Source organism: Candidatus Yanofskybacteria bacterium, assembly GCA_003514055.1.
Taxonomy (GTDB): Bacteria; Patescibacteriota; Minisyncoccia; order 2-02-FULL-40-12; family GWA2-44-9; genus UBA12115.
In genome coordinates this window covers 15,186-39,463 of record DOSG01000008.1, presented here as the reverse complement: position 1 = coordinate 39,463, position 24,278 = coordinate 15,186, and the positions used below count along the sequence as shown (strand labels likewise).

The following is a 24,278-nucleotide window of genomic DNA, read 5'->3' as shown; positions in this document are numbered from 1 at the left end:
CAAACTTTGGTAGAATGAGTGGCAAATATCATCTTCTTTACAAATTGCCCTAATACCACGAAAGTGGTATTTTATTTAAAGTCCTTCGGGGATAAGGTGAAGAGCATGGCATCAATGCAAGTCGTATGCGTAGCCATCAGAAGACGAGTAACCTATGACTACGAGATCATTGGATGGAAGTTATACGATAAAGAGCACGCCGAACTCGCCAGAGGACCATTTCTGAATCCCCTGAAAGAAAAATTACAGTCGACGATGGGCGATATCAAAATAGAGTTCACGGAAGGAATGTGGGAGGAAGGCTAATCCCGGCGAAGCCGGGATTTTGTTTATTTAAAATAGTTTGCTAAATAAAAAAGCGGATTGATATTATCTCTCCGCCGAAGCGATTCTACTTGAATAGCCCACCGAAATATCGATGCTCTCCCAAGATCGTCCCTGGTGGGAACCCCGTCTGGGGCGAGGTGGCGATGATCTGTTCCTTGCCAGAGAAATTGGTAAAGTCATTGTCGAGTGGGATGTTGATGTACTGAAAGATATGTTCGCCATCTTCCAATCCCCTTGGGCCTCGCCCGCCCGTAAAAACATCGGCGTTGTAATTTCTTAACAGCGCTCGTTTGAGAAAGGGGATAACCAGTTCATTATACCAGCCACCATAATGCATAATCCAGACGGGCTTTTCGGCGAGCCAGATCGTCGTAGTTCCGTAGCTATAATCTGAGTCTAACGATACGAAGTAATAATCTAGAAGATCGAATTCCCCATCGCTAAATCGGATACTTTTTGCTCCTGGCAGTTCAGAAATGGCAGATTTTGCCGTCGGTGATGCCCAGCCATTCCGCATAGATTTAAAGAAAAAATGCCTAATTAGATTGATTGTATCCTTGTCCATCCCTGCCTCCACTTAAAGAACGTGCAACTAGAATACCACTTTTATCATAATCGTCAATGTAAGGGGCGCCTTCGTATTGACGATTGTGATAAACAAAAAGGCGGATAATTCCGCCCACTAATTTACAGACCCCATTTCTTACGTTCTTTAACCTCTTCTGTTTCTTGTTTTTTTCTGCTACTTTCTTTATTTTTTGCCGCAAGCATCTTCTGTACTTGTAGGGCCTTTGACTCTAAGGCATCAAGAGCCTCTTCCCACTTACCGGGAATATACGTAACAACCTCTGCGCCGCCTTCGTCAAAAACCAGCTTGCGTTTGTAATATATCGTTTGCGAAAAGAATCCTACTGCTCCGTCGCCGCCGGATATTTCGCCGCTCTCATGTGTAATCTTCAAGTCAGAATTTTCAAAGAAATATCGATTTCCCCAAATGCCATTATGATCATCTAGGCTATTATGCGAGCCTAGATAACGAGCCACTGCGGAAGCTTTACCGGAGATATCTTTGTCTTCTGCCTGTTCTCTGCGTCGTGCAATCTTAGCTTGAAGGCTTATTTTTTTCTTGGCCATTTCGAACTTGCTCCTTCAAAGAACGTGAGTCCAAAATATCACTTTAGTGGCACTTGTCAATTTAAAACATAAGGCCCACTTTTTTAAGTGGGCTCACTAGTATTCCCTGTCCTCGAGGGGTAGTGAATGCTAAGCCTGAGTAGGTCGTCGTCGACAGATATAGTAAATGCCTACGATCGTGATCAGCATGGGAGACACGATTACTAGACACGCATCTCGAAGCGATATCACTCTAGTTGCTCCAATAAAGATCGCCGTGTAAGCCACGCTTAGCAGAAGTAATTCTATCCTTTGTCTAGTTTTCATGAAAGCCTCTGCGCGGTAGACCCTAGAGTCCGAGGTACCTGGCCACGGCGGCCGCCATGAAGAACATGAAAGGGGCAGCAATGAAAACAGGCTTGATGTGATTCTTCTCAAGCCCTGCAAGCATGACCATGATAGCGGACACCACGCCGAAGGAAAAAAGAAGTATAGCCACGTTCTCTCCGCTACTTTTTGAACAATAATGCTCGTGGGAGTAGCTCCCGTTGCTTACGAACTAAAAAGATATTACGACATATCTACGGCACTGTCAATGGAAAGACGCCCCGCATATACGTTATATGCTACTTGAGATATTTCTTACCTTTTAACTCCGCCGGAAGAAAATCGTCGCGAGTGTATTTTTCGTAGCCTTTGCCGTAATTAAGCTCCTTCATTAATTTAGTCGGAGCATTTCGGATCTTAAGTGGAATAGGCAAGTTGCCATGTTTTTTGACATCTTCCATCGCGGCCAAAAAAGCATTGTATGAACTGCGATCTTTATTAGCCTTGGCTAGATAAACCGTGGCCGAAGCCAAATTAATTTGAGCTTCTGGCAAGCCTACGACTTCTACTGCGCGAAAGGCGTCGTTAGCTACAACGATTGCCGTTGGTTGAGAGTTGCCGATATCTTCACTGGCAAAAATAATCATCCTTCGGGCAATAAATTTCGGATCTTCGCCACAATCGATCATTCTGGCCAGATAATAGAGTGCGGCGTCTGGCTGACTAGCGCGCATGCCTTTTATATAAGCGCTAATTAGGTTGTGATGCTCTTCGCCTTTCTTATCATAGCGTAGAAACTTAGACTGTAGAGCATCGCCAAGGGTTTTAAGCGAAATTTTACCATATAGCCTCTGGGCTGAGTCCAGCAAGCCGATAGCTTGCCTAGCATCACCGTTAGCCATATTAATTAGCCAGTCGGCTGACTTGGCGTCGATTTTAACCTTAGCGCGTTTGATGATAGCTTTCATCTCGTCGGATGTATATTCGCTCATCACAAAAACTTGGCAACGAGAGAGTAGGGGAGATATAATCTCGAAACTTGGGTTTTCAGTAGTCGCGCCAATTAAAGTAATATCGCCATTTTCAACAAAAGGTAAGAGATAATCCTGCTGGGCCTTATTGAAACGATGAATTTCATCTAAGAACAAGATCTTGGGTCGCATACCGCGGATCTTAACTATTTCCCTAATGTCATCCTTACCCGCGGACACAGCCGATAATTCAAAAAGTTGGCCATCAATGGCTTGGGCGTATATTTTTGCAAGCGTAGTCTTGCCTGATCCCGGCGGGCCCCAGAGAATAAACGAAAACTTGTGGCCTTTTTCAATGGCTACGCGGATTGGCTTATCTGGCCCAACCAAGTGGCTCTGACCGATATATTCATTTAGATTTTTTGGCCTAATCCTGACGGCTAGTGGTTCTGCCATGCCCCAATTCTAGCAGAGTAGGAGAGCGATTAATACAATTGACAATACGCCACGTTTACCACATACTATCCTCAAGTTCTTTGAGGAGAGTGCCATGGAACTGCTGAGTTTTCTCGGATTGGTATTCATTGGAGTTATTACTTTCTTTATTCCAAGAACCGTAGTTGCTTGCATTGGCATGTATTTTCTTCATGGTAACTTGCTAGCGGTCTTTATTTGGGTAGTCCTTATAGTTATTGCATTCGTGGTAGATGTATCGGACGCTTTTAAATAGACGATTTAATAACATATTCTTTATACCGGCTCTTAGCCGGTTTTCTTTTACTAAATTTACTTATTGCCGAGAATGGGGAATTATTGTATTATATGGCCAGCTATTTCCCAAGGAGGGAGCCGTGAAGGTTAAAGATCCGAAAGCGATTATTGAGCATATCGGTCAATGGTTACGCGAGAAATTGACTATCAAGCCAGACCATGAGCCTGTGGCAGTTATAGGTCTTTCAGGTGGTATTGATTCGGCGTTAGTGGCACTAATCTGCCTATATAACAATATCGAGGTCGTAACTGTGAATATGTCATGCCATTCAAGTAAGTGGAGCTTCGATAGGGCTCAGGAATTTACCAGTACTTATCGCTTGAAATTTATCTCCATACCACTGACTGACGCAGCTGACAATATTTTGGATTGGGCTGATCACGGATTATATGGCTACCGGCTTGGTCGTCTCGGCTGGGCTCAACTACCCAAGCAAGACATGATCGATCGAGGTAGCTTTTTCTCTTGCTTACGAGCGCCGGTACTCGATTACGTGGCCAAGCGTGTTGGTGGATTGATTGTTGGCACCGGCAACAGAGACGAAGATTTTATCCTGCGCTATTTCAATAAGCGCGGCGACGGAGCTGTTGATTTGTCGCCAATCGCTGATCTGCATAAGAGCGAAGTTCGCCAATTGTTCGAATGGCTAGCTTTCGAATGCGCACCGACATCATTTAAAGGCGAAATGCCTCCAGCAGCCGATGCGATTCTGGAAGCTAAGCCATCGGCAGATCTCTGGGGTGGCGAGCCCCAATATGACGAAGACGAACTTGGCCTGACTTACGATCAGGTCGAAGAAGTAGATAAAATCGTCGAAGTTCTTGAGCCTGAGTTTTGGAGTCTTGGTCTCCAAGACAGAGAATTTGAAATTAACTTGTGGTTAGATAACGAAATGATCTCTAACAATGAAGCGGAAATTATTCGAAAAGTGTCCGCAATGGAACTTGTTACCAAGCACAAGGCTAATCCCAACATTCCCGTCTGCCCAATCCGCGAGCATGACGAGTGGTTCGTGAACGATACCGACTAATCCCGAATCAGCCGAGCTAACGCTCGGCCTTTTTATTGACGAATTTATAGGTGGTGGTAGTATACCCAAGCGGTTCTTTGGGAGAAGAAGCATGAACTGTAACATGTCAGATTGCGACGGATCCCTAGATCAGTCAAATCCAATCAATCTTCAGGTCAGTTGCCACTCTATGGCGACATTCTATCCGTGCACCAAGTGTGGACGCATACATTACGACGATGGCGAGATGGCCTTTAATAGAGCCGGCCATGCCGCATATTTCGAAGATGGGCACGTGGTAAATAAAGACGAGCATGGAATCATTCAGAGCATTCTCTAGTAAATAAATAGCCCCGAGACGGGGCTTTATTTTATTATTCTTTGATAGGTGATCTCTTCTATTTTATCTTCTGGACTTGGAGTATATTTATCTCCGATTTTACGGATTATCGCAACGCGATCTTTACTATATCTGTCGCCTTGGAGGCCAAAGAACTCGATTATTTCCCAGAGAAGCTTTTCCCCGGCGATCAATTCGTCGTCATCTTCTTCTTGGACTACGCTCTCATTGCCTTCATTATCTATAATAACGAATCCATTACTAGCTTTACGTATGGTAACTCCCCACCAATCTTTTTTCTCAGGGTCCATCACGTTTCTCCTCCCGAAATGTACTAAATTAATGCTACGACGACCCACGAAGGCAGTCAAGCAAAATATTGATTGACTTAGGGCTTAAATTGTGTAAAATATAATAACTATGATTAAAGTAATACTATTAGAAAATATAAAAGGCTACGGCCTGATTGGTGACGTCAAGAATGTTGCCGATGGCTATGCTAAGAACTTCCTGTTTCCGAAAAAATGGGCTAAACCGGCCACTAGTGGCACAGCTAAGGAGATAGAGAATCTACGGAAGAAGGCGACCATCATGGTCGAGATTGAGAGAAAAAATGCCGAAGGCGTCGCAGAGCAAATGAAAACGCTCGTCACCGAAATCGTTAGAAAAGCTAATGACGGCGGAACTCTATTCGACGGTATAGATAAAATAGATATTGTCGAGGCCGTGAAAGTAGCTACTCGAATCGAATTAGAGGAAGACATGATCACACTCGAAGACAAGATTAAGAAAGTTGGAGAGTACATAGTCCCGGTAGAGCTTATGAAAGACATCAAGACAGAGCTCAAGGTGATCGTCAAAGCCGAGTAAGATCAAGAAATTAAAAAAGCGCAGATATAAGTTTTGAGAGACTCTCGGAGCGCGACTGGCGCGAGAGAGAGGGTGATTTCTAGCAAGAAATACAGCCCGTACTCGAAAAATTTATATCTGCGCTTTTTACTTCCCTAGGTCTAGACTACGTGAATCACTTTTGCCTCTCTCTTAGAACCATCGAAGCATTTCTTCTTTGTAGTGGTGAACTTGACCACGCCTTCTTTTACGGAATATAGAGTATAATCAGATCCAGCTCGAACTCCTTCGCCAGCCAAGATCTTATTGCCAACTTGCCTGACTAAAATACTGCCATTCTTAGCTTTTTCGCCGGCATAAAGTTTGATTCCTCGATATTTTGGTTGTGAGTCTCTACCTAACTGCGTAGAGCCTATAGCTTTTGTATGTGCCATGGATTATATTAATAGTATATAAACTAGCTCAACTATGTTAACAAAATTTATAGACTTAGTCAAACGGTATCAATATGACATATTTCTAGGCTGTTGTTTCGCCTTCGTCGCCATAATCAGCTTCAATATGGGCAAGATTGGACTATTCGGCTCCTCGACTCTCAAGGCTGGAATGGGTGCCAATATATATCAAGCTGCACAGAATGGTTCAGATAAGCCGCTACCGGCCACAACGGCCAAGAAGGCCGTTGATTTGAGGGTGGTTGTATCTAAAAGCGCATCTTCAAAGCTCTATCATTTTACTTGGTGCTCGGGTGCCAAGCGAATCAAAGAAGAGAACAAGGTCTGGTTCAATACCGAGGCCGAAGCTGTGGCCGCGGGCTACTCTCTTGCTGGCAATTGTCAGTAGGTATATATTAGGGTTGGATTCATCGTGGAGGATGCGAATGGACGCAAATAAACTATTCGAAATGACTGCTTTATACAAAGGAATTTTCGATCAAATGGGCGTAGTCTCTAGAAGTTGCGATAGATCGGCAACGAATGTGAGTAGAGAGGCTAAACTTGCCCATTGTCGTAGAATGCTAGACAAGCTACCCAAGTATATTGCTCAGGGAAGAACGGAGAAAGCCCAACGCTGGATCGCCTTCATCCAGGGCGTTCTATGGGGACTCGACCTGACTACGATAACGGAATTAAAAAATACTAGTCGCCCAGTTACCGGCAAATAGCCGGTTTTTCTTTGCCCTTGCCGCCAGCTATTAACGAGTATATATTGAGGCTAGTTCCTATCAGAAGGATACTACTATGCCCAACCTAGAAGTGTCCCCGAATTCCCAGCTCACGCTTATTGCGAATCTTGAAGCAGAATTAAGAGAGAAAATTAGAGAGGCTAGGCTGACAATTCATGGTGCCGAACACCAGCTCGCCGTACTAGAGAGTATTAAAGCCAAATTACCTCAACATTCTGATTTTTGCACTAACTGCTTCGGCAACGGGAAAACTCAAAAGCAGGATTTCTATGGTCACGACTCCAATGAATGGCAATATGTACATGTAGAATGTCCCCAGTGTGCGGGCACCGGACTCAAATCTTCTGCGAAAATGACCCCTCCAGCCGGCTAATAGCCGGCCTTTCTTTACATTTAATTAAAAATGGTATAGAATATATTGCTTGTGTGCTAGGCTTAGGTGTGCACTTCTCGAGTACGGGCTGTATCTCTCTACTGAGAAATCACCCTCTCGCTCGAGCCCAGTCGGCTCTGCGCGGGCCTCTCGAAGTCCACACCTAAGCCTTCCACCTATAAGAAGGGGTAGGAAATAAGACACAATCTCAAGTAATTTATGGAAATACGCAATATCGCAATTATAGCTCACGTGGATCATGGCAAAACTGCTCTGACCGATGCCCTAATGAAGCAGACAGGCATGGTTGAAGAAGGTTTTAGCATGGACTCGAATGACCTAGAAAGAGAAAGAGGCATAACCATTTATTCAAAAAATGCATCTTTATTTTACAAAGGGACCAAGATAAATATCGTTGATACTCCAGGCCACGCTGATTTTAGCTCTGAAGTCGAGCGCGTGCTAAGGTCAATCGACACGGTTTTGCTAGTCGTGGATGCCCAAGAAGGTCCGATGCCACAGACTAAATTTGTTTTAAAAAAGTCGCTTGAGCTAGGACTCAAGCCGATTGTAGTTATTAATAAAATAGATAAACCAGCGGCTGATCCCAAGCAAGCCAACGAAGATGTCCTTGAATTATTTATGGATCTTGGTGCCAACGACGAGCAATTAGACTTCAAGACTGTTTATGCCATTGGTCGCGATGGTATCGCTAAGAACGAACTTCATCATGAATCTGTCGATTTAACTCCGCTTCTGGATACTATCCTATTAGACGTTCCGGCGGCTAAGGCTGACACATCGCTACCATTGAGATTGCAGCCGTTTAATCTAGCCTATGATAATTTCTTAGGCAGATTAGGCATAGGCAGGATATACGAAGGCGTCATAAAGACTGGAAGTACGGTTTTTGTTAAGCAGCCTAATGGTATCACTACTAGTGGCAAGATAACCAAACTCTTTACTTTTGATGGCATGAAAAGAAAAGAAGTCGAGCAGGCCGAAGCAGGGGATATTGTCATGGTCGCCGGTTTGCCAGATATATACATAGGCGAGACATTATGCGACTCTCCGGACCAAGAATTATTGCCATCAATCAACGTTGACGAGCCAACCATTAGTCTGAACTTCTTAGTTAACGACTCGCCATTCGCCGGTCGCGAAGGAAAATTTGTTACCACTCGTCAGATTAGAGAAAGATTAGAGAAAGAGCTAGAAGTAAACATTGGATTAAAAATAGATTTTAATTCTAATGAATTTTATAAAGTATACGGTAGGGGAGAATTGCACATTGCCATTCTACTTGAGAACATGAGAAGAGAGGGCTACGAACTTCAGGTGTCTCAGCCTCAAGTTATTACCAAAGACGTGGATGGCGTTAAACACGAGCCATACGAAGAGGCAATAATCGATGTACCAGACCTACTGGCTGGAGTCGTAATCCAAAAACTAGGCAAAAGATCGGGCATAATGACCGCTATGCAGCAACATCATGGCGAGACCAGACTAACCTTTGAAGTACCCACCAGAGGCCTCTTGGGCTTCAGAAATGAGTTTATAATCGATACTAGAGGCGAAGGCATCCTATCCAGCAGGTTTATTGGTTTTAGACCTCATGTTGGAGATATAAAGAAAAAGGAAACTGGCTCGATGGTTTCAGCTGAGACTGGCAAGGCTCTCGGCTTTTCGTTGTACAATTTGCAAGAAAGGGGAACCCTGTACATTGATCCCAATACTCAAGTATACGAGGGTATGGTCATAGGCAATACGGCCAAAGGCAACGACTTAAACGTAAACCCGATTAAGGGCAAGAAACTTACCAATATGCGCGCCTCTGGTTCTGATGAAAATATTATCCTGATTCCTCCGCTAACAATCTCTCTTGAGCGTGGCTTGGAAGTTATGTCCGAAGATGAATATCTAGAGATAACTCCTCAGAGCATAAGACTCAGGAAAAAATATCTCACCGATATTGATCGCATTCGCGCCGAAAGGAAGAATAACGGCAACTAAAATAATAGCCCTCGCACATGGGAGCTATTATTTTGGACTGGACTGGCAACAGCTTGCGTGGTATTATCTCAATAGCTCCGAAGCCAAGGAATCAAATCATGTCAGAAATCGTTCGTGGTCCAACTCCGATGCAACTCCTGCGATCTGCTCAGGCCGTCCAGGACGCTCTCGAAGATGCCGCCAGAAAAGAATGTTGGCTAAATGTCGATATTCAATGCCCGCATGGTTTTCCCGATGGCAAATTCGTCAACCGCCCAAAAAATTTCTGCCGATACGGTTGCTGTGAATTTATCACCCTAGATATTGCTGAAGAATTACGAGGCATGTCTTAAGCACCATAAAACGGCTTTCAGCCGTTTTATTTTATCATCCAATTAATTGGGGGGGGTAGGCCTACCTTACATTAATATACTTATTCCAGTGCTCATAAAGCTTACCAGTGGCCACAATATCTCCGTAACAGTATTTTGCAATCTTTAGATATTCCTTGCTTTTAAATAAGCCGGCTACGTCATCTCCACTAACGCCTTCAGCCTTGGGACTCTCGATCCCAAATCCTTGGCACCACATATGTAAATTCTTTCTCCATCTAGCAGCGCCGAAATTAGATAATACGTCCAGTAGGTCGAAGTGAGGCTGTTTGGCGTACCGGTTATGCATTAGGTTAATCGTCGGCTTGATTTTGAGTATCGCGGACCTGATCATTATAAACGGCACATCAAAAGAGTGGCCATTGAATGAAACAAATAAATCATAATGAGTTGCTAAGTCCCAAAACTTTTTCAATATCTCTTTTTCATTGAGACAGGGGACATAATGAACGCCGTCTTCTTCTACTATATCCATCTTCTCTCCTTCTGTTCGAAAATATACGGCGCCTTTCTCTGTGTCGGGGTTAAGAATTCCGATTGCGACTATACTACCGGTCAAAGGGGAAAATCCCATACCATTTTTCACGTCATCAATCTCCTCTGGAGATTCAGCGTAGGCGAGTAGGAACTCTTTCGATTTATCATCTAGCGATTCGAACTCAACTCCGACCGTTTCAATATCAAATATTAGTTTAGGCATGAATCTATTCTAACCAATTACATAAAATGGAGCAATTTGAGGGCCAGTCCCCTAATGGGGGATAAAATTAGATCGTCGGCCTATTTAAACAGAAAAACTGCCAAGAGGCAGCTAAGAAGAGAAAAGTATAAAATTCATTTTTACCGATACACGTAGAGGAATATATAGAGAGAGCTACCCCAGGGCAGGAGAGGAATATAAAAATAATTACTAAATAAGTTTTTTACTTAAATGATAAAAATCGTGAGGGGAGTGCCAATTCGAAGCACACGATACGTCGCACAATGTGGGTTATGCGACTCTGTATTGCCTTGAAACCCGGGAATGGCTAACTACCTAATTAGATCCAATACGACCTTGGCGATGCCGGCCATGACCGATATGACAGTCAGAAATATCTCAAGCATCAATGCCCCTATCGCCTTTATCCCTACTATTAAGTCATTTATACCCATTTTTGAGGCCCAAGGTGCTATCTAGGTATTCGTCGAACGCCTAGGATGCATTCTCAAGGCTTTTAGAGTTCAAATTTAGTTCATTATGAACTTTTTTTAATTATACAATTATTTTTACTTTTTTAATATTTAATTAGAAAAGACTTACTAACAATGGCTATCTTTAGGTTCCAAATTTAGATGGCGTTCCTTGAGACCAAAAAAGCATTATCAGAAATCTTAGGCCACTCCCCCAGCCCAATATTATTTTGCAACATGTCTAGGAACTGTCAATACACAAACATTGATAAACCCTATCCCCATTATCTGTCTCGCCTACGAATACCTTTACCTTTATAAATATTTCATCAAATAATCGATATCTTTCTTTGTCGTCTCTCTACCCATAGATATCCTAATACTCGCTAATGCTCGCTCTCTAGTGAGTCCGATAGCAGACAATACGCGCGAAGGCTTCTCAGAATCTGCCTGGATACAAGCAGAGCCAGAAGATATGCACACGCCCTTGATGCTCAAGTCTAAAACCATTCGTTCGGCAACCTTACTAGGAATTGATACATTGATAATACTTGCCAATCCATTCTCCGTATCGCCATTAAATATAGCTTCTGGATATTTACCATAAATTTTTTGAATGGCATATTTCTTTATCGCAGACAGTCTCTTGGTCTCACTCGCCCTCATCTTATCCGATATGCCAAGCGCCTCAGTGAAGCCGATTATACCTGCGACATTTTCGGTTCCAGACCTTAAGCCACGCTCCTGTCCCCCGCCTAAAATCGTGGGGGATATAGTAATCCTTTTATTTTTAAAAAGTAATCCCACGCCCTTTGGGCCATAAACTTTGGCGCTATTAAGAGTTAAGAGATCAGCGCCTAATGAACCAGCATTCATACTTAGCAAGCACGGAGCTTGGCAGGCGTCTATATGTAGGATAGGAAGGTTATTATTGTTTCTATATGTTTTTATAATCTTCGATATCTGGCTAATCTTTTGAATTGTGCCAATTTCATTATTAGCGTATATGATAGATACTAAAATTGTATCTCTTCTCAATGATTTTTTTAGTTCATCTAAGTCCACGTACCCTTTGGCGTCTACTTTTAAGAAAGTTATTTTGAATCCTAACTTCTGTAATTTCTTCACCGATTCGAAAACAGCTGCATGCTCAATGCTCGATACTATGATGTGCTTGCCGATATTCTTGTATTGTTCAGCTACTCCAAATATGGCCAGATTGGCCGACTCCGTGCCAGAGGATGTGAATATAATTTCAAAAGGTGATCCCCCAATTATTTTTGATATCTTCTCCCGAGCTACAATAACTGCACGTTTGGCCTCGAGACCTTTAAAATGCAAAGAGGACGGATTGCCATATTCGTTTTTCATGTAGGGTATCATCTTTCTCAGCACTCTCGAATCAACAGGAGTAGCCGCCGCATTGTCTAGGTATACTTCTTTCATTAACAATATTAAAACATAATTACGATCAATTGACCAGAGCAAACTAAAAGCCGACATTAGTCGGCGAGTATTTGTATATTAAATCCATCTATTTGGATCAAGTCTTCGTAAGAACTTTGTCGGGCTTAAGGGTGATATTATTGGCAGCTAGAGATTTCTCCACTCTGAATTTAGCCGCATCCATGATGATCTTGCCCACTAGTTCCGAAACATAATCTTGTTCATAGGAGGTCAGTTGGCCCAAAATCAAAGCCTCGGCTACGGCCAAAGGTGAACCGAATTTTTCTAAAAGATCGGCTGCTCCAATAATCATGGCATCTCCTCAAGAAACGAACTAAGCACAAGGATACCACTTTTACGACACTAGTCAACATTGTCTATGGTCAACGCCGGCTTATTTTATCTTCCCGGTCTTCTTGTATCTCTTCCAGATTGGCAGCCACTCTTTTTTGAATAGCGCAAGAAGCACATCATCCCAATACCTGCCATTACTGAATTTAGCTTTTCGCTTTCGCCCTTCGATTTTATATCCGCAATGGAGACTGTAGTGAATACTTCTTTTATTATATTCGTACGCCGCCGATTCAATTCGACGAAGATTTAGAGTATTAAAAGCATAATCGAGTAGAAACATTTTGGCATCGGTTCCATAGCCCTTACCCCAGAGATCTTTCTGGCCAATATAAGCTCCCGTGGTACACGATCTGTCTTTCCAATTAATTCTATGCAACCCCATAACACCGATTGCCTTTCGGCTCGTCTTTTCTTCTATCATAAATACAATCTTAGTTTCGTCTGTTGCGCTTTTCTCTACCCACTCCTTCTCATATTTCTCAGAAACTGGTCTGTATCTAGCTATGAATTGCCTTATCTCCGGATCATTGGCCCATACTAGTAATTGGGGGACATCCGATAGTTCAATTGGCCTCAGTATGGTTTTGTGCCCCACGATAAAGATTGGCCTACTTGGCTGTGATTCCATAACTGCTCCTTGTCAAAGAACGAAAACTGCTCCGGCAGAATGCCGGAGCAGTTTATATAATCAAATACGTTTGAGTTTAGATGTAATTACATAAAATGTCCCAGCAAAAATCAGGCCCGTATGGCTTTGCGACGTGGCTGATATTAAATTGGGACATTAATGCGTATTTCATTGCAAAACTATTATAACATAGATACTATAAATAGTCCAGGGGATTAATTGAGCCATCGAAATAGTTAAAATAGAGCTGTCCATTTTTATCCTTCACGTAAGTAAAGAAGTCTTTATAAATGCTGAGGTGTAAATGCGATCCGGATGAATTTCCAGTCGAGCCCTCGTACCCAATAACTTGACCAAGCTTAACGGCCGTACCAACTCTCAAGAACGAGAGGGAGCTCATATGGGCGTAGACGCTAACTAAGTTGTACTGACCAGGATGTTTTATGGCTACCCAATTGCCCCAACCATCATTTTTACCGTTAGCGATTATCTCTCCGTCCCCTATGGCCTTAATCTCGGAGCCCATGCCATTGGCCATGTCTACGCCGTTATGCGGTGATCCGCCGTATGCTCCTCTTTTGGCATAAGTCGTCATACCATAACCCTGAGTTATTCTTTTTATTCCTTCGGGCCAAGAAAAAAGCTTGGTCCCCTTCTTCGGCAACTTCTCGGCTGTCACGTGAACTATATACAAGCCTCCTTGGATAATTTTTGTCTCAAGTTCTCTTAGCTCAGTGAAAAAAAGCATTTTTTTATTCTCGGCTTCTTTGAGCATTTTTTGATAAAGAGCTTCCTGGCCCTTGGTTTCTTTGAGAAGAGTGTTTTTCACGCTCGTAGCCTGACCAAGAGAGTTTCTCTGGGCAGCCTGCTCGCGATTATATGCTTCAAGGTCTTCCTTCTTACCCTCGAGATCGTTAACCTGTTGTTCTAAGGAGCTCTTTTCGGTTTTGAGCTCCGCAACCATATTTAATAAATTCAAATTAATATTTCTGGCATACTGTTCTTGTCTCAAAAAATCGGATAGATTTTGGTTCTTTATCAAAGATATTACCAATGGCTCTGCATCGTACTTATTTATAGACATTAAAAGCTCGCCTATAGTTTCCTTTCTGTAGTCAATACTCTTCTGGGTATCAAAAATAGTAGTCTGAGTATCTTCCATCTCTATCTTTGTTTTATCTATTTTTTTACTGGTCAACAATATCTGCGTCTCTATTCTGGAGATTTGGCTTTTAAGTGAGTTTATTTCGACCTGAAGTGATGCCGCTTCAGCTTTCTCGCTAGCGATATTAGTTCTAAATTTTGCCGCTTCGGCTTCAAGCTGAATAATCTGAGCTTTTAGTTCTTCTATTCTTTCCTGCTCCGTCTGAGCCAAAACAATCGATGGCAAAAGAATAAAGACGGCTAATAGCAAAAATAGCAGACAGTCACTTTTCCACTTTTTGTTCTTTGACAGCGTCATTTATTAAAAGTTTAATTATATTAGATCCTTAACAAGGGAATTCCCATGAACACCGTGCGCTCGATCTTGAATCGCATGCAGATGAATTATGACATTGCAATGTATGGCACACTGATTATACTAGCCACTTCAGTTTTACCACGTATAGCCTATCACCCTCTCAGGCCAAGTCATCATCACCATCCAGCATTAATGATTTGTGCAGGTATGGCGGCCTACATTCTCCTGTCTATAGTACCGGCAATAATAGAAGGATCTCTGCATAGATTGGCTCCCGCTAAAATAGCCACTTGGATCTATCAACGCAGGGAATCTCGAGTTATCAAGGCCCTCAGAGTTGATAAGTTTTTTTCAACTGAGAATGATTTTATCTGGCTCATTCTGGCCATTACGGCTGTGCTCTTCAGTCTTGGCCACAGGACTTGGATAAGCACCTTCGGCCACGTAACCGTAAACATTCTCTATGCTGTCGTCTTTATGCAAAAAGGTTTTTGGCCGTCAGTCTTTACGAATACTCTCGCTAACATAATAATCGGAATCGTGGGAATACTTTTCTCGGCGCTAATCCTGTCCTAGGGCAGGATTTTTGTTGCCTCGTCTATTCTCTTTAATGATTCTTCTTTGCCGAGCACAAAGGCTATCTCGATCGGATCTGGAGATTTTTCTTTCCCGCTTAGAGCTGCTCTGAGCGGCCAATAGATAAGGCCCCTGTCTCCCCCTGATATTTTGGCTAGATCATCTAGCCCCAGCCTTAGCGCTTCTTTGTCTGTGAATTCTTGATGATCGATAATGTCTCTGACTTTTCTTAATGCCTCAATTGATTCTTCCAGTGTAGCCTTTTTCCATTTTAATAAATCTTTATTGTAGACTGGCGTCTCCCAAAAATAACTATAATTAATGACGTCCGTTAGTTTATCTAGCCTCTCTGTGACGAATGGCACTGCCGCTAAAGGCATCTCTTTTATACCAACAATCTCTTTGAACTTTTCGGGCTCCATTTGTCTGACGTACTGGGCGTTTATCCAATCAAGCTTTTCAACATTCCAAACAGCGCCAGATTTATGAATCTTTTTAAGATCGAACTCTTTCAACATTTCATCCATGCTCATAATCTCTTTGCTGTATGTATAGCCCAAAAAAGCGATGAAGTTCATGATAGCTTCGGGCAAATAATCTTTTTTATATTCATCCAGTGCAGTGTTACTGTTACGTTTTGACATCTTCGATCTATCCGTGCCCAAGATTAGCGGTAAATGTGCGAATTTAGGAACATTTTCTTCTAACGCTTCATAAATTAGTATCTGCTTAAATGTGTTAGATATATGATCTTCGCCTCTTATGACATGGGATATCTTCATGTCGACATCATCAACTACTACCGCAAAATTGTATAGAGGATTTTTTAAGTCTTTAGCTATGCTAAAGTCTCCGAGTAGTCGCTCCTCTTGAGCTATGCTCCCTCTGATCTCATCTTCAAAATTAATCTTCCTGATTGAATTCTCATCCACTGCAAGTCTAATAATCCCTTTGCCAAGCGCGCCGTTTCCCGTACTCGACTTTTTGTGCTCGCACACGTGCCTCTGAGGATCACCTTTTTCGATTTGCGATTTTTTTTCCGCCTCGAGCTCTTCTTGGCTATGATAGCACCAGAATGCCTTACCAGAATCGAGTAATTTCCTCAACGATTTCTCATATATATCCGTGCGTTCGGTCTGGCGATAAAATTCGTCCCAATCGAGACCTAACCACTTGAGACCACCGATAATATCATCTTCAAACTCTTTCTTTGATCTTTCGGCGTCAGTGTCTTCTATCCTCAATACAAAAATACCTCCCAGGCTACGAGCGTATAGCCAATTAAAGAGGGTGGTTCTGGCACTACCAATATGCAAATAGCCCGTTGGTGACGGCGCCATTCTAACCCTTATTTCTGGGTTCTTATCCATATACTTATTATATCTAATTCTAGCCTTAAAACAAATATAAAAACCCCTAGGTGGGGCTTTAATGGAGGGTGACTTGTGACATCCCTGGTAATGGACTCTTTTCTATCTCCCAGTTTTCTGGATCTTCTTCGAGTATCGCTAGCAACTCATCATTAGTTATGAAAAGCTTCTTTCTCTTGTCTTGATTTAGTCCTGCTAGCCAAACATCATATGTATGATTGACGGTGTTTATTTTAATGGGACCTTTCGCTAGCAGAAATGATAGCTCATTTTCGCCAACTTTGAGGACGACATCGGGCTCAAAATTATCCATAACAGAGAAAACCTCGTTAGGATCTTCTCCAAATCGCCAAACATGAGTTGCTATCACCGAAGCGATGGTGGTGTCAAAAGGAAGGATAAACCTTATGTCCATTGGTAAACTCACCTTTCAATGATCTGGCATTTATTGTATACTTATTCCGTCGTCTGTCAAAGTCTCAAAAAATCATGACTGCATTCTAGCAGATCACGCTATGTACATACTCGAAGTCATACCCCTAACAAGTTTGCCAGTAAATGCTCCGCAAATATTAAGCTATTTTTGTCATGAAAATTTATCTCGCGGAGCATTAGTAGAAATTCCCCTAGGTAGTCGAAAAGTTACTGCCATAGTGATATCTTCTGATTCAGTTGATCAAATAAAAATATCCTTAAAGAAAACTGGCTATCAGCTCAAGCAAATATCCAAAATCCTATCTGAAACGCCTCAAATATCCGAATACCAATTAAAAATTGCCTCTTGGATCGCCAGATTTTATTACGCACCTCTGGGCCTCTCCGTTAAATCTGTCATTCCACCTTTTGCATTCAAGAAGAAGTATGCTCGAAATGATTCGCTCGCCAATCTTAATAATCTGCCGCATAACTTAGCGGAAATTAAGCCAACAATCATTTTAACTGAGGCTAAATCTTTTCTGATTAATCTTAAATCGCACATTAAGTCTACACTGGAGAAAGGAAGGCAAGTTGCGATTCTTGTTTCCGATAAAACCATAGCCACCTATTTGGCCGAAGAGATTAAGACAATGGCAGCCTTTTCGGTCGAAAAGACTGCCATTGTAAATTCTTCACTTTCAAACAAAAGCCATTTTGATATTTCGAATGGACTAGAATCCGGTGAGATCAAAATCATAATTGGCACACGATCTATCCTATTCAGTCAATTCAAAAATCTTGGCTTATTAATTGTCGAAGACTCAAACAACGAGATGTACAAGTCAGACATGACACCCAAATATAACGCCGCCAATCTCGCCGAAGAAGTCGCTCGCCTCAACAATGCTGAGCTCATATTAGCCAATCAAACTCTCGGAGTTAATGATTACCTCAATACCGTCGAGGCTAAATCGAATTTCATAAATCGAAAATCGCATCCGAAGCTGAGCATAGAGATGGTGGACATAATTCAAGAATTCAAGGATGATAATTTTTCCATATTTAGCCAGAAACTTAAGGCTGCCATGATCGATTGCGTCAATAACGACAAAAAAACTCTCATCCTCTCTCCACGACTCGGCTACTCTGGAACATTAATATGTCAAAATTGTGGAGCTTCGGTCGTGTGTTCAAACTGCGAAATCCCCATGCGCGTCCACAAGACAGTCAACCTAGTCTTAGTTTGTCATCATTGCACCCAATCTCGACAAGTACCAGATCATTGCGCCAACTGTAATAGCGGCAAACTAAAACCATCTGGATCACCAGGCAGTCAAAAAATATTTGAGACAATCATGCGTTTTATTGAATACGGCCAGATGAAAAAAGCGCCAGCGCTTATACTTGATTCCGATGTTATTAAGAACGACTTAGAAGAAAACGAAGCCATAGAAACCCTGAATAAACCCGGCCCGGCTGTAATAATATCCACTCAGATGATATATAGCCATCGTTTTAAATATAATTTTGATCTAGTCGGGATTATAAACATCGACGCCCTAACTGCATTCGTGGATTTCCAAATCGAGGAGCGGCTAAACAATCAAATCCAAAAGATATTTGACTTCGAGCCGAAGAGGTTGATCATCCAAACATATAACCCAAATTCCAGCATTCTTAATTACGTTGCCAACGATAAAATTGAGGATTTCCTTAAAAACGAGCTGCGGATGAGAAAAATGTTCCTCTATCCGCCCTACGCGAAGATAATAAAGCTATCATATCGTCATCTAAACAAGCAAAAAGCCTATCTAGCCGCTAGAGTTGCTAGCGAAAAGTTAAGAATGGCTAGAATGCAATTGAAGCTAGAAGATAAAATAATATTGAATGATTCTTCGACTACATTTCTTAGTAGAGAGAATAACTATTACTATTATAATATGATTCTAAAAATCGAACCTAGCGTTAGTAATTTACGTGAATTTCTTAAATATGTTCCCTCCGGTTGGAACATCGACGTCGACCCCGCTAGGATCTTCTAACTGCTCAAGCCGAACTAAAAGACAGCTATGAATTACCGTTTGACAATTAACAACTTATACGTTATTATCTAGGCAAGGAGGTTCAGATGAGTAAACCAGATGAGATCGGGACATCAGAACAAATCCTATCCAACGAGTTCGATGCTACGATGAAAGCTATTGAAAAGGCCCAAAAGTTCTTGGGCCGGACAAACATTGATGCCTCTGCTATCACTACTTCTAACTTGGCCGTAGCCAGAGCTCTTGTCCTCGTGGCGACTGTCATCGACCACCGAGGCACCGACATCGTCGAAAAGCTCGGGAATCTCGAAGACGTAGCCCAAGCCGTCAAAGAAGTTGGCGGGACAATCGGTCTCAAATCGTTCCGCTAATATCTGGTATCCATGTACGAGCAGCTATCTTAGCCCGCATCCTGCGGGCCTTTATTTTATTCACGCACATCTTGACTTTTAGGTAAATAATCGTTAATATATTCGAAGCTTACCTGAGGAGTGCCCATGGCAGAGACTTATTTTTCCCACGAAAAAACAACAAGAGAGATCATCGGCACATTGCTTCAAATTGACGATCCATCCATTCCTCCTGATAAGCAAGCCCAGATTACCTCAAATCTAGCTATCGCCCAAGCTATTCTTACTTTGGCCGCCGCTGTTCACGAACAAACAGAGGTTCATCGTAATAGTTCTAACAACCTTGACCAAACTATTCGCCAAGCAAGCTACACACTGGCTAGTAAGTAACTTCATCTCCTGCCCGCATCCTGCGGGCCTTTTTTGTCTATTCAATCTCCATTCATTGACTAACCGATTTAAATTTAAGACAATGTGGTTATGGCTGAAATAACCAAAATTCCAGAAAAAATACTCAGAAAGATTCTCGAGAAGATCGATCCTGAAGATATAAAAAATGGCGCCTATACGACGCTCATTTCCGATATGAAAGTTTCCATGCTCAAGAACGAAGGCGTCGGATTAGCAGCCAACCAAATCGGCAAGGATCTGGCCATATTTGTCATAGCCCCATATCTGGCTAAAGAACACGATGTGCCAGAAGTATATTTTAATCCCGAGATAACTGAATATTCAAAAGAATTGGATGAGCTTGAAGAGGGTTGTCTATCCATCCCAAAATATTTCGCGCCCATAAAACGCTCCAAGAAAGTAATGATTAAATTCGTCGACGAACAAGGTAAAAAACAGAAAATAAAAGCGCGAGGTTTCCTCGCGCGGGTCTACCAACATGAGACCGACCATCTCCACGGCCTCGTCATCAAAGACCGCAAATAGGCTATAGAGATTATGTCTTCTTTGCACCGATAGTCGAGCCGCTCCTGCGGCGTCTCGCTGTCTACACGCTCGGCCCTCGGTCCGGCAGTTGCCGGAATCCAAGCCCTCGGACCTGCGCGAGTTGCACGAAGCCACAACCTCTCTAGCTCGAGTTTGAAATTTAAATAAAAACGTAGATGTTATTTTCGAGAGGCCCTCGCAGGCTCGGCTGGAGCCGAGAGAGAGGGTGATTTTCCAGAAGGAAAATACAACCCGTACTCGAGAAAATGATATATACGTTTTTATATTAATGAAAATAATATTTTTCGGAACACCAGAATTCGCCATCCCAAGCCTCAAAAAATTAATTGAAGCTGGTTTTAATATTGCAGCGGTAGTTACCACGCCCGACGAGCCAACCGGTAGGAAAGGCACGTTGACTCCCCCGCCAGTTAAAATTTTCGCCGAAAAAAATGGTTTAATGTTCTCGCAGCCAACCCTCCTGAGCGATGACCGATTTTTTGAAGAATTTAAGGGTCTAGAACCAGACGTATGTATTGTAGTCGCTTACGGTAAGCTCATACCAAAAAGATATCTCGAAGTTCCAAAATATGGCTTTATCAATATTCACCCATCTCTATTGCCGAAATATCGTGGCCCATCTCCCATTCAATCGGCTATTCTTAATGGTGATAGCGCCACCGGAGTTTCGATTATGATAATTGATGAGAAGATGGATCATGGCCCGATATTAAAACAAATTGAGTACGTCATATCCAAAGATGGCTACTTTTACGACACTCAGAAAGAATTAGCCGATATAGGAGCAAATCTGTTACTTGAAACGTTGCCCGAATATCTGAATGGCAAGATTATCCCCAGAAAACAGAATGACGGGCAGGCGACGTACGTGGGCATGCTAGATCGACATCATGGTAGGATAGATTGGGCTAAATCAGCCGAAAGCATCTATAACCAAGTTCGAGCTTTGAGTCTCAATCCCGGTACCTGGACAACCCTAAACGGTAAAACGTTGAATATTTTTAGAGCTGAAATGGTTGAGCTTGCTAGCTACGATAAGATAATCAGAGAGAAAAATAGACTCCTCATCCGAGCATCAAATAACTACATATCCCCAACAGTCCTCCAGCTTGAAGGCAAAAAGATTCTACCCATCAAAGACTTCCTCAACGGTCTAGGCGATGACAATATAATCATTGCCTAAAACAAAACAGCCCCGATTTGGGGCTGTTTTGTTTTAGGCTTAGTTAATTATTGGCTCGCCAGTCTTATAGAAGCTCATTTCAAACTGGTTAACGGGAGCAACTTGGAATTCTTTCAATCCCATTCTCCTTATGGCCATCGGCGTCAAATATTTTTTGGTGCTACCATCAACTGAGAACACATCCCTATTCAATGGATTCTCAAGATAGACGTATTGGTTTACCGGATACAAATTAAATTCCTTAGTGCTAATTACTAATATGTCTTCTTTCCTATCTCCGTATGATTCATAGACCTTTGCGTCGGGAACCAATCTAACGAACCCTGCTTCAGTAAGATAATAAACCTTCTTTGAACCCTTTGGCTGAACTAATCTAACCCTAGGATATTTATTGAGTTCTACTTGGGGGATCTCCCTTACCATCTCTTTCTTATAGCCATAGTTAAGGAATACCTCTTCGCTTGGAACCAAATGCTTCATGCCTCGCACGATTTCATAAACTTCCGGACTTCCGACAACTTTAACCAATGAAACATCTTCTTTGCTTATTTTTCTGGTAACCGTTCCAGTATAAACATTAGCTGATAAATTATATTTACCAAACCAACTGGAGCTGGACTTACTTGAGTTGCTTGTATTAGAATTCTGGACCGAGTTAGAACTCTGAGTCGTGTTTGTATTTGAGCCACCAACAGTCGTACCGCTAGCCAGCGGACCATTGCCGGTGATCATTCCGGTCCTGAGACAGCCTAGCCCCAATTGACCGATAACGTTACAAACTAGTTTCTCTTGATTGCCTTCTGACTTATTAATAGTCTCGTCGAAATTGATAGCAGCAAAAGCAGAATCGCCAAAAATCACGCCAACCAAAATAAGCGCGATGACCAGATATTTAGTAGTATAAACTGAGATTTTATCCATGGGTATATTATATCATTTTGCAGATAATTTGTCAATGTGAGGCTTTATGCACACGTATTGCTTCCAATACTCCAAATAATGGCTTATAATCTATATAAATGGAGCAAGAGTCTATTCTATCAGTTCACGAATTAAAAGTCGTCCTAGACGGCAATGAGATCCTAAAAGACCTTAGTTTTTTCGTAAAAAAAGGTGATGTTTTAGCCCTAGTAGGCCCCAATGGCGCTGGCAAGTCAGTTTTGTTTAGAGCACTCTTGGGACTGATCCCCTCCTCTGGTAAAATCGACTGGGCCAACAATATTAAAATAAATTATGTCCCCCAGAAATTTCATATAGACAAAGACCTCCCCTTGACCGTTGAAGAGTTTTTAAAATTCAAAGGAGCCAGCACCGAACAAATTATTGCGACCTTAATATCCGTTGGCGTAACCGACGAAGCACACGCCGGAGAAGTCGAGCATTATGTCAAAGAGCATTTATTACGTCAAAGAGTCGGGTGGCTCTCGGGTGGGCAATTACAAAGAATATTAATTGTCTGGTCTATTCTCGATGATCCAGATGTTTTACTTTTTGACGAACCTACTTCTGGCATAGACATTGGTGGAGAAGAAACAATATATAATCTGCTAAAACGACTAAACGACGAGAGAAATATGACGATTATTCTGATATCCCACGATTTAAATATCGTTTACAAGTATGCCAATAACGTCATCTGCCTGAATAGACAGATGATCTGCTTTGGCACTCCGAGCATAGTTCTCGATCCAATTGCCCTATCCAAGCTTTACGGCGGCGAAACCAGTTTCTACAAACACGAACATAGCAACAATGAGCACAATCATTAATTACTTAAATGGGCCAACGGGCATCCAGCTGCTAGTCGGCGTTTTAATTGGAATTGGGGCCGGTTATTTAGGTTCATACATGATCCTGCGCAGAATGTCTTTAGTTGGAGATGCCCTTTCACACGTAGCTCTCCCAGGCATAGCTATTGCCCTGCTACTACACATAAATCCATTCATCGGAGCATTCTCGGTGCTAATTATGGCCATATTAGGCATATATGCCCTCGAAAAACATACGACTCTACCGTCTGAGACTCTTGTCGGCATATTTTTTACTATCAGCCTAGCCTTGGGGCTAATACTTACTCCGGAACCAGAATTGCTAGAAGCTCTTTTCGGAGACATAACTAGAGTTGGCCCGCTAGATGTCATGATCACTGCCGTTCTGGTTATTATCTCCATCGTAGTCATGCGTCTCATCTCAAAAAAAGTGATGCTAGGTATCATTTCAAAAGATCTAACAAAGTCTATGGGCATAAAGGCTGATGCAGTTAACTTCGTATTTCTTCTACTCGTAGCCACCATCGTAGCTCTTGGCTTAAAAGTCGTCGGCACATTACTTATGGGTTCATTAGTAATCATCCCGGCCGCGGCGGCCAGGAACATATCCCTAAGCCTTAGAAGCTACACTGTATTGTCTGTAGTATTTGGTGCTATCTCTGCCCTAATTGGCATACCGCTAGCTCTATTCCTGGGAATATCTTCCGGTCCAATCATCGTCCTCACTAGTGGAGCTATATTCTTAATAACCCTCGTCTTTAAGCATTAAGGTTGATCAATCTCCTAATTTTTGCTAGGATATTATCGCTTTTCGATTAAGCATTTAATAAATCGTTTAAAGTGAAGCGTTAGATACTCCAGAGGAAACTGCGCAGACATTTCGGCTTATCCTTGAGATGC

General features: G+C 42.3%; 30 protein-coding genes. 17 read left to right on the top strand and 13 right to left on the bottom strand.

What is annotated here, in order from left to right:
* Nucleotides 1-18: 18 nt before the first annotated feature.
* Complete coding sequence (locus DEG18_02395) at nucleotides 19-306, top strand: hypothetical protein (protein ID HBX58434.1); 288 nt, start codon at nucleotides 19-21, stop codon at nucleotides 304-306.
* 85 nt (nucleotides 307-391) lie between these two features.
* On the opposite strand, the gene DEG18_02390 is transcribed toward DEG18_02395, so the two are convergent.
* From DEG18_02390 to DEG18_02380, 3 genes are all read right to left on the bottom strand, one after another.
* Complete coding sequence (locus DEG18_02390) at nucleotides 392-892, bottom strand: hypothetical protein (GenBank protein HBX58433.1); 501 nt, start codon at nucleotides 890-892, stop codon at nucleotides 392-394.
* 122 nt (nucleotides 893-1,014) lie between these two features.
* On the bottom strand, nucleotides 1,015-1,461 hold the full coding sequence (locus DEG18_02385) for a hypothetical protein (protein HBX58432.1): 447 nt from the start codon (nucleotides 1,459-1,461) through the stop codon (nucleotides 1,015-1,017).
* A 605-nt stretch (nucleotides 1,462-2,066) separates the two neighbouring features.
* Nucleotides 2,067-3,194 (bottom strand): AAA family ATPase, encoded by a 1,128-nt coding sequence (locus DEG18_02380; GenBank protein ID HBX58431.1) that lies wholly within the window; start codon nucleotides 3,192-3,194, stop codon nucleotides 2,067-2,069.
* 251 nt (nucleotides 3,195-3,445) lie between these two features.
* Between DEG18_02380 and nadE the strand changes: the two genes are divergently transcribed.
* Together nadE and DEG18_02370 are read left to right on the top strand one after the other, a co-directional pair.
* Nucleotides 3,446-4,540: an NAD(+) synthase gene (gene nadE, locus DEG18_02375; protein ID HBX58430.1), complete on the top strand. Its 1,095-nt coding sequence runs from the start codon at nucleotides 3,446-3,448 to the stop codon at nucleotides 4,538-4,540.
* A 103-nt stretch (nucleotides 4,541-4,643) separates the two neighbouring features.
* Nucleotides 4,644-4,859, top strand: a complete 216-nt coding sequence (locus DEG18_02370) for a hypothetical protein (GenBank protein HBX58429.1) — start codon at nucleotides 4,644-4,646, stop codon at nucleotides 4,857-4,859.
* A 26-nt stretch (nucleotides 4,860-4,885) separates the two neighbouring features.
* Here the strand turns inward: DEG18_02370 and DEG18_02365 are convergent, their stop codons facing one another.
* Nucleotides 4,886-5,170 (bottom strand): hypothetical protein, encoded by a 285-nt coding sequence (locus DEG18_02365; protein ID HBX58428.1) that lies wholly within the window; start codon nucleotides 5,168-5,170, stop codon nucleotides 4,886-4,888.
* A 109-nt stretch (nucleotides 5,171-5,279) separates the two neighbouring features.
* On the opposite strand from DEG18_02365, the gene rplI reads away from it, so the two are divergent.
* The gene (rplI, locus tag DEG18_02360) at nucleotides 5,280-5,729 is read left to right on the top strand and encodes a 50S ribosomal protein L9 (protein ID HBX58427.1); all 450 of its coding nucleotides are present in this window, start codon (nucleotides 5,280-5,282) and stop codon (nucleotides 5,727-5,729) included.
* Between the two features lie 140 nt (nucleotides 5,730-5,869).
* On the opposite strand, the gene DEG18_02355 is transcribed toward rplI, so the two are convergent.
* Nucleotides 5,870-6,142, bottom strand: a complete 273-nt coding sequence (locus tag DEG18_02355; GenBank protein HBX58426.1) for a 50S ribosomal protein L27 — start codon at nucleotides 6,140-6,142, stop codon at nucleotides 5,870-5,872.
* A 34-nt stretch (nucleotides 6,143-6,176) separates the two neighbouring features.
* Between DEG18_02355 and DEG18_02350 the strand changes: the two genes are divergently transcribed.
* The 5 genes from DEG18_02350 (at nucleotide 6,177) to DEG18_02330 (ending at nucleotide 9,612) form a co-directional block, all read left to right on the top strand.
* Nucleotides 6,177-6,551 carry a hypothetical protein gene (locus DEG18_02350; GenBank protein ID HBX58425.1) on the top strand — a complete coding sequence of 125 codons (375 nt, stop codon included), beginning with the start codon at nucleotides 6,177-6,179 and terminating at the stop codon, nucleotides 6,549-6,551.
* A gap of 37 nt (nucleotides 6,552-6,588) precedes the next feature.
* Nucleotides 6,589-6,873, top strand: coding sequence for a hypothetical protein (locus tag DEG18_02345; GenBank protein ID HBX58424.1), 285 nt, complete (start codon nucleotides 6,589-6,591; stop codon nucleotides 6,871-6,873).
* Nucleotides 6,874-6,949: 76 nt separating this feature from the next.
* Nucleotides 6,950-7,267, top strand: coding sequence for a hypothetical protein (locus DEG18_02340; protein HBX58423.1), 318 nt, complete (start codon nucleotides 6,950-6,952; stop codon nucleotides 7,265-7,267).
* Between the two features lie 219 nt (nucleotides 7,268-7,486).
* On the top strand, nucleotides 7,487-9,280 hold the full coding sequence (gene typA / locus DEG18_02335) for a translational GTPase TypA (protein HBX58422.1): 1,794 nt from the start codon (nucleotides 7,487-7,489) through the stop codon (nucleotides 9,278-9,280).
* A gap of 17 nt (nucleotides 9,281-9,297) precedes the next feature.
* Entirely contained in the window at nucleotides 9,298-9,612 is a 315-nt protein-coding gene (locus DEG18_02330) for a hypothetical protein (protein HBX58421.1), read from the top strand.
* Nucleotides 9,613-9,673: 61 nt separating this feature from the next.
* Here the strand turns inward: DEG18_02330 and DEG18_02325 are convergent, their stop codons facing one another.
* From DEG18_02325 to DEG18_02305, 5 genes are all read right to left on the bottom strand, one after another.
* Nucleotides 9,674-10,351 (bottom strand): hypothetical protein, encoded by a 678-nt coding sequence (locus tag DEG18_02325; GenBank protein HBX58420.1) that lies wholly within the window; start codon nucleotides 10,349-10,351, stop codon nucleotides 9,674-9,676.
* Between the two features lie 788 nt (nucleotides 10,352-11,139).
* Complete coding sequence (locus DEG18_02320; protein ID HBX58419.1) at nucleotides 11,140-12,327, bottom strand: cysteine desulfurase NifS; 1,188 nt, start codon at nucleotides 12,325-12,327, stop codon at nucleotides 11,140-11,142.
* Between the two features lie 40 nt (nucleotides 12,328-12,367).
* Nucleotides 12,368-12,583 (bottom strand): hypothetical protein, encoded by a 216-nt coding sequence (locus DEG18_02315; GenBank protein HBX58418.1) that lies wholly within the window; start codon nucleotides 12,581-12,583, stop codon nucleotides 12,368-12,370.
* An 81-nt stretch (nucleotides 12,584-12,664) separates the two neighbouring features.
* On the bottom strand, nucleotides 12,665-13,252 hold the full coding sequence (locus tag DEG18_02310) for an N-acetyltransferase (protein ID HBX58417.1): 588 nt from the start codon (nucleotides 13,250-13,252) through the stop codon (nucleotides 12,665-12,667).
* A 196-nt stretch (nucleotides 13,253-13,448) separates the two neighbouring features.
* Entirely contained in the window at nucleotides 13,449-14,714 is a 1,266-nt protein-coding gene (locus DEG18_02305; GenBank protein ID HBX58416.1) for a hypothetical protein, read from the bottom strand.
* A 207-nt stretch (nucleotides 14,715-14,921) separates the two neighbouring features.
* Here DEG18_02305 and DEG18_02300 point away from each other — a divergent pair, with 207 nt between their 5' ends.
* Nucleotides 14,922-15,290, top strand: coding sequence for a hypothetical protein (locus DEG18_02300; GenBank protein HBX58415.1), 369 nt, complete (start codon nucleotides 14,922-14,924; stop codon nucleotides 15,288-15,290).
* Here DEG18_02300 and DEG18_02295 read toward each other — a convergent pair.
* Both DEG18_02295 and DEG18_02290 read right to left on the bottom strand, forming a co-directional pair.
* Complete coding sequence (locus tag DEG18_02295; protein ID HBX58414.1) at nucleotides 15,287-16,660, bottom strand: glutamate--tRNA ligase; 1,374 nt, start codon at nucleotides 16,658-16,660, stop codon at nucleotides 15,287-15,289. The two genes, DEG18_02300 and DEG18_02295, sit on opposite strands and share 4 nt — an antisense overlap.
* 58 nt (nucleotides 16,661-16,718) lie before the next feature.
* The gene (locus DEG18_02290) at nucleotides 16,719-17,075 is read right to left on the bottom strand and encodes a hypothetical protein (GenBank protein ID HBX58413.1); all 357 of its coding nucleotides are present in this window, start codon (nucleotides 17,073-17,075) and stop codon (nucleotides 16,719-16,721) included.
* Nucleotides 17,076-17,175: 100 nt separating this feature from the next.
* Between DEG18_02290 and priA the strand changes: the two genes are divergently transcribed.
* The 5 genes from priA (at nucleotide 17,176) to DEG18_02265 (ending at nucleotide 21,609) form a co-directional block, all read left to right on the top strand.
* On the top strand, nucleotides 17,176-19,119 hold the full coding sequence (gene priA / locus DEG18_02285; GenBank protein HBX58412.1) for a primosomal protein N': 1,944 nt from the start codon (nucleotides 17,176-17,178) through the stop codon (nucleotides 19,117-19,119).
* A gap of 86 nt (nucleotides 19,120-19,205) precedes the next feature.
* Nucleotides 19,206-19,490, top strand: a complete 285-nt coding sequence (locus DEG18_02280) for a hypothetical protein (GenBank protein ID HBX58411.1) — start codon at nucleotides 19,206-19,208, stop codon at nucleotides 19,488-19,490.
* A gap of 126 nt (nucleotides 19,491-19,616) precedes the next feature.
* Entirely contained in the window at nucleotides 19,617-19,859 is a 243-nt protein-coding gene (locus tag DEG18_02275) for a hypothetical protein (protein ID HBX58410.1), read from the top strand.
* A gap of 90 nt (nucleotides 19,860-19,949) precedes the next feature.
* A complete protein-coding gene (def, locus tag DEG18_02270) occupies nucleotides 19,950-20,405 on the top strand; it encodes a peptide deformylase (protein HBX58409.1) in 456 nt (151 codons plus the stop codon).
* A 289-nt stretch (nucleotides 20,406-20,694) separates the two neighbouring features.
* Nucleotides 20,695-21,609 (top strand): methionyl-tRNA formyltransferase, encoded by a 915-nt coding sequence (locus DEG18_02265; GenBank protein HBX58408.1) that lies wholly within the window; start codon nucleotides 20,695-20,697, stop codon nucleotides 21,607-21,609.
* A gap of 39 nt (nucleotides 21,610-21,648) precedes the next feature.
* Here the strand turns inward: DEG18_02265 and DEG18_02260 are convergent, their stop codons facing one another.
* Nucleotides 21,649-22,530 carry a hypothetical protein gene (locus DEG18_02260; GenBank protein HBX58407.1) on the bottom strand — a complete coding sequence of 294 codons (882 nt, stop codon included), beginning with the start codon at nucleotides 22,528-22,530 and terminating at the stop codon, nucleotides 21,649-21,651.
* A gap of 98 nt (nucleotides 22,531-22,628) precedes the next feature.
* On the opposite strand from DEG18_02260, the gene DEG18_02255 reads away from it, so the two are divergent.
* Both DEG18_02255 and DEG18_02250 read left to right on the top strand, forming a co-directional pair.
* Nucleotides 22,629-23,378 carry an ABC transporter ATP-binding protein gene (locus DEG18_02255; GenBank protein ID HBX58406.1) on the top strand — a complete coding sequence of 250 codons (750 nt, stop codon included), beginning with the start codon at nucleotides 22,629-22,631 and terminating at the stop codon, nucleotides 23,376-23,378.
* The gene (locus DEG18_02250; protein ID HBX58405.1) at nucleotides 23,362-24,147 is read left to right on the top strand and encodes an ABC transporter; all 786 of its coding nucleotides are present in this window, start codon (nucleotides 23,362-23,364) and stop codon (nucleotides 24,145-24,147) included. Before DEG18_02255 ends, DEG18_02250 begins: the two co-directional genes overlap by 17 nt.
* Nucleotides 24,148-24,278: the final 131 nt, after the last annotated feature.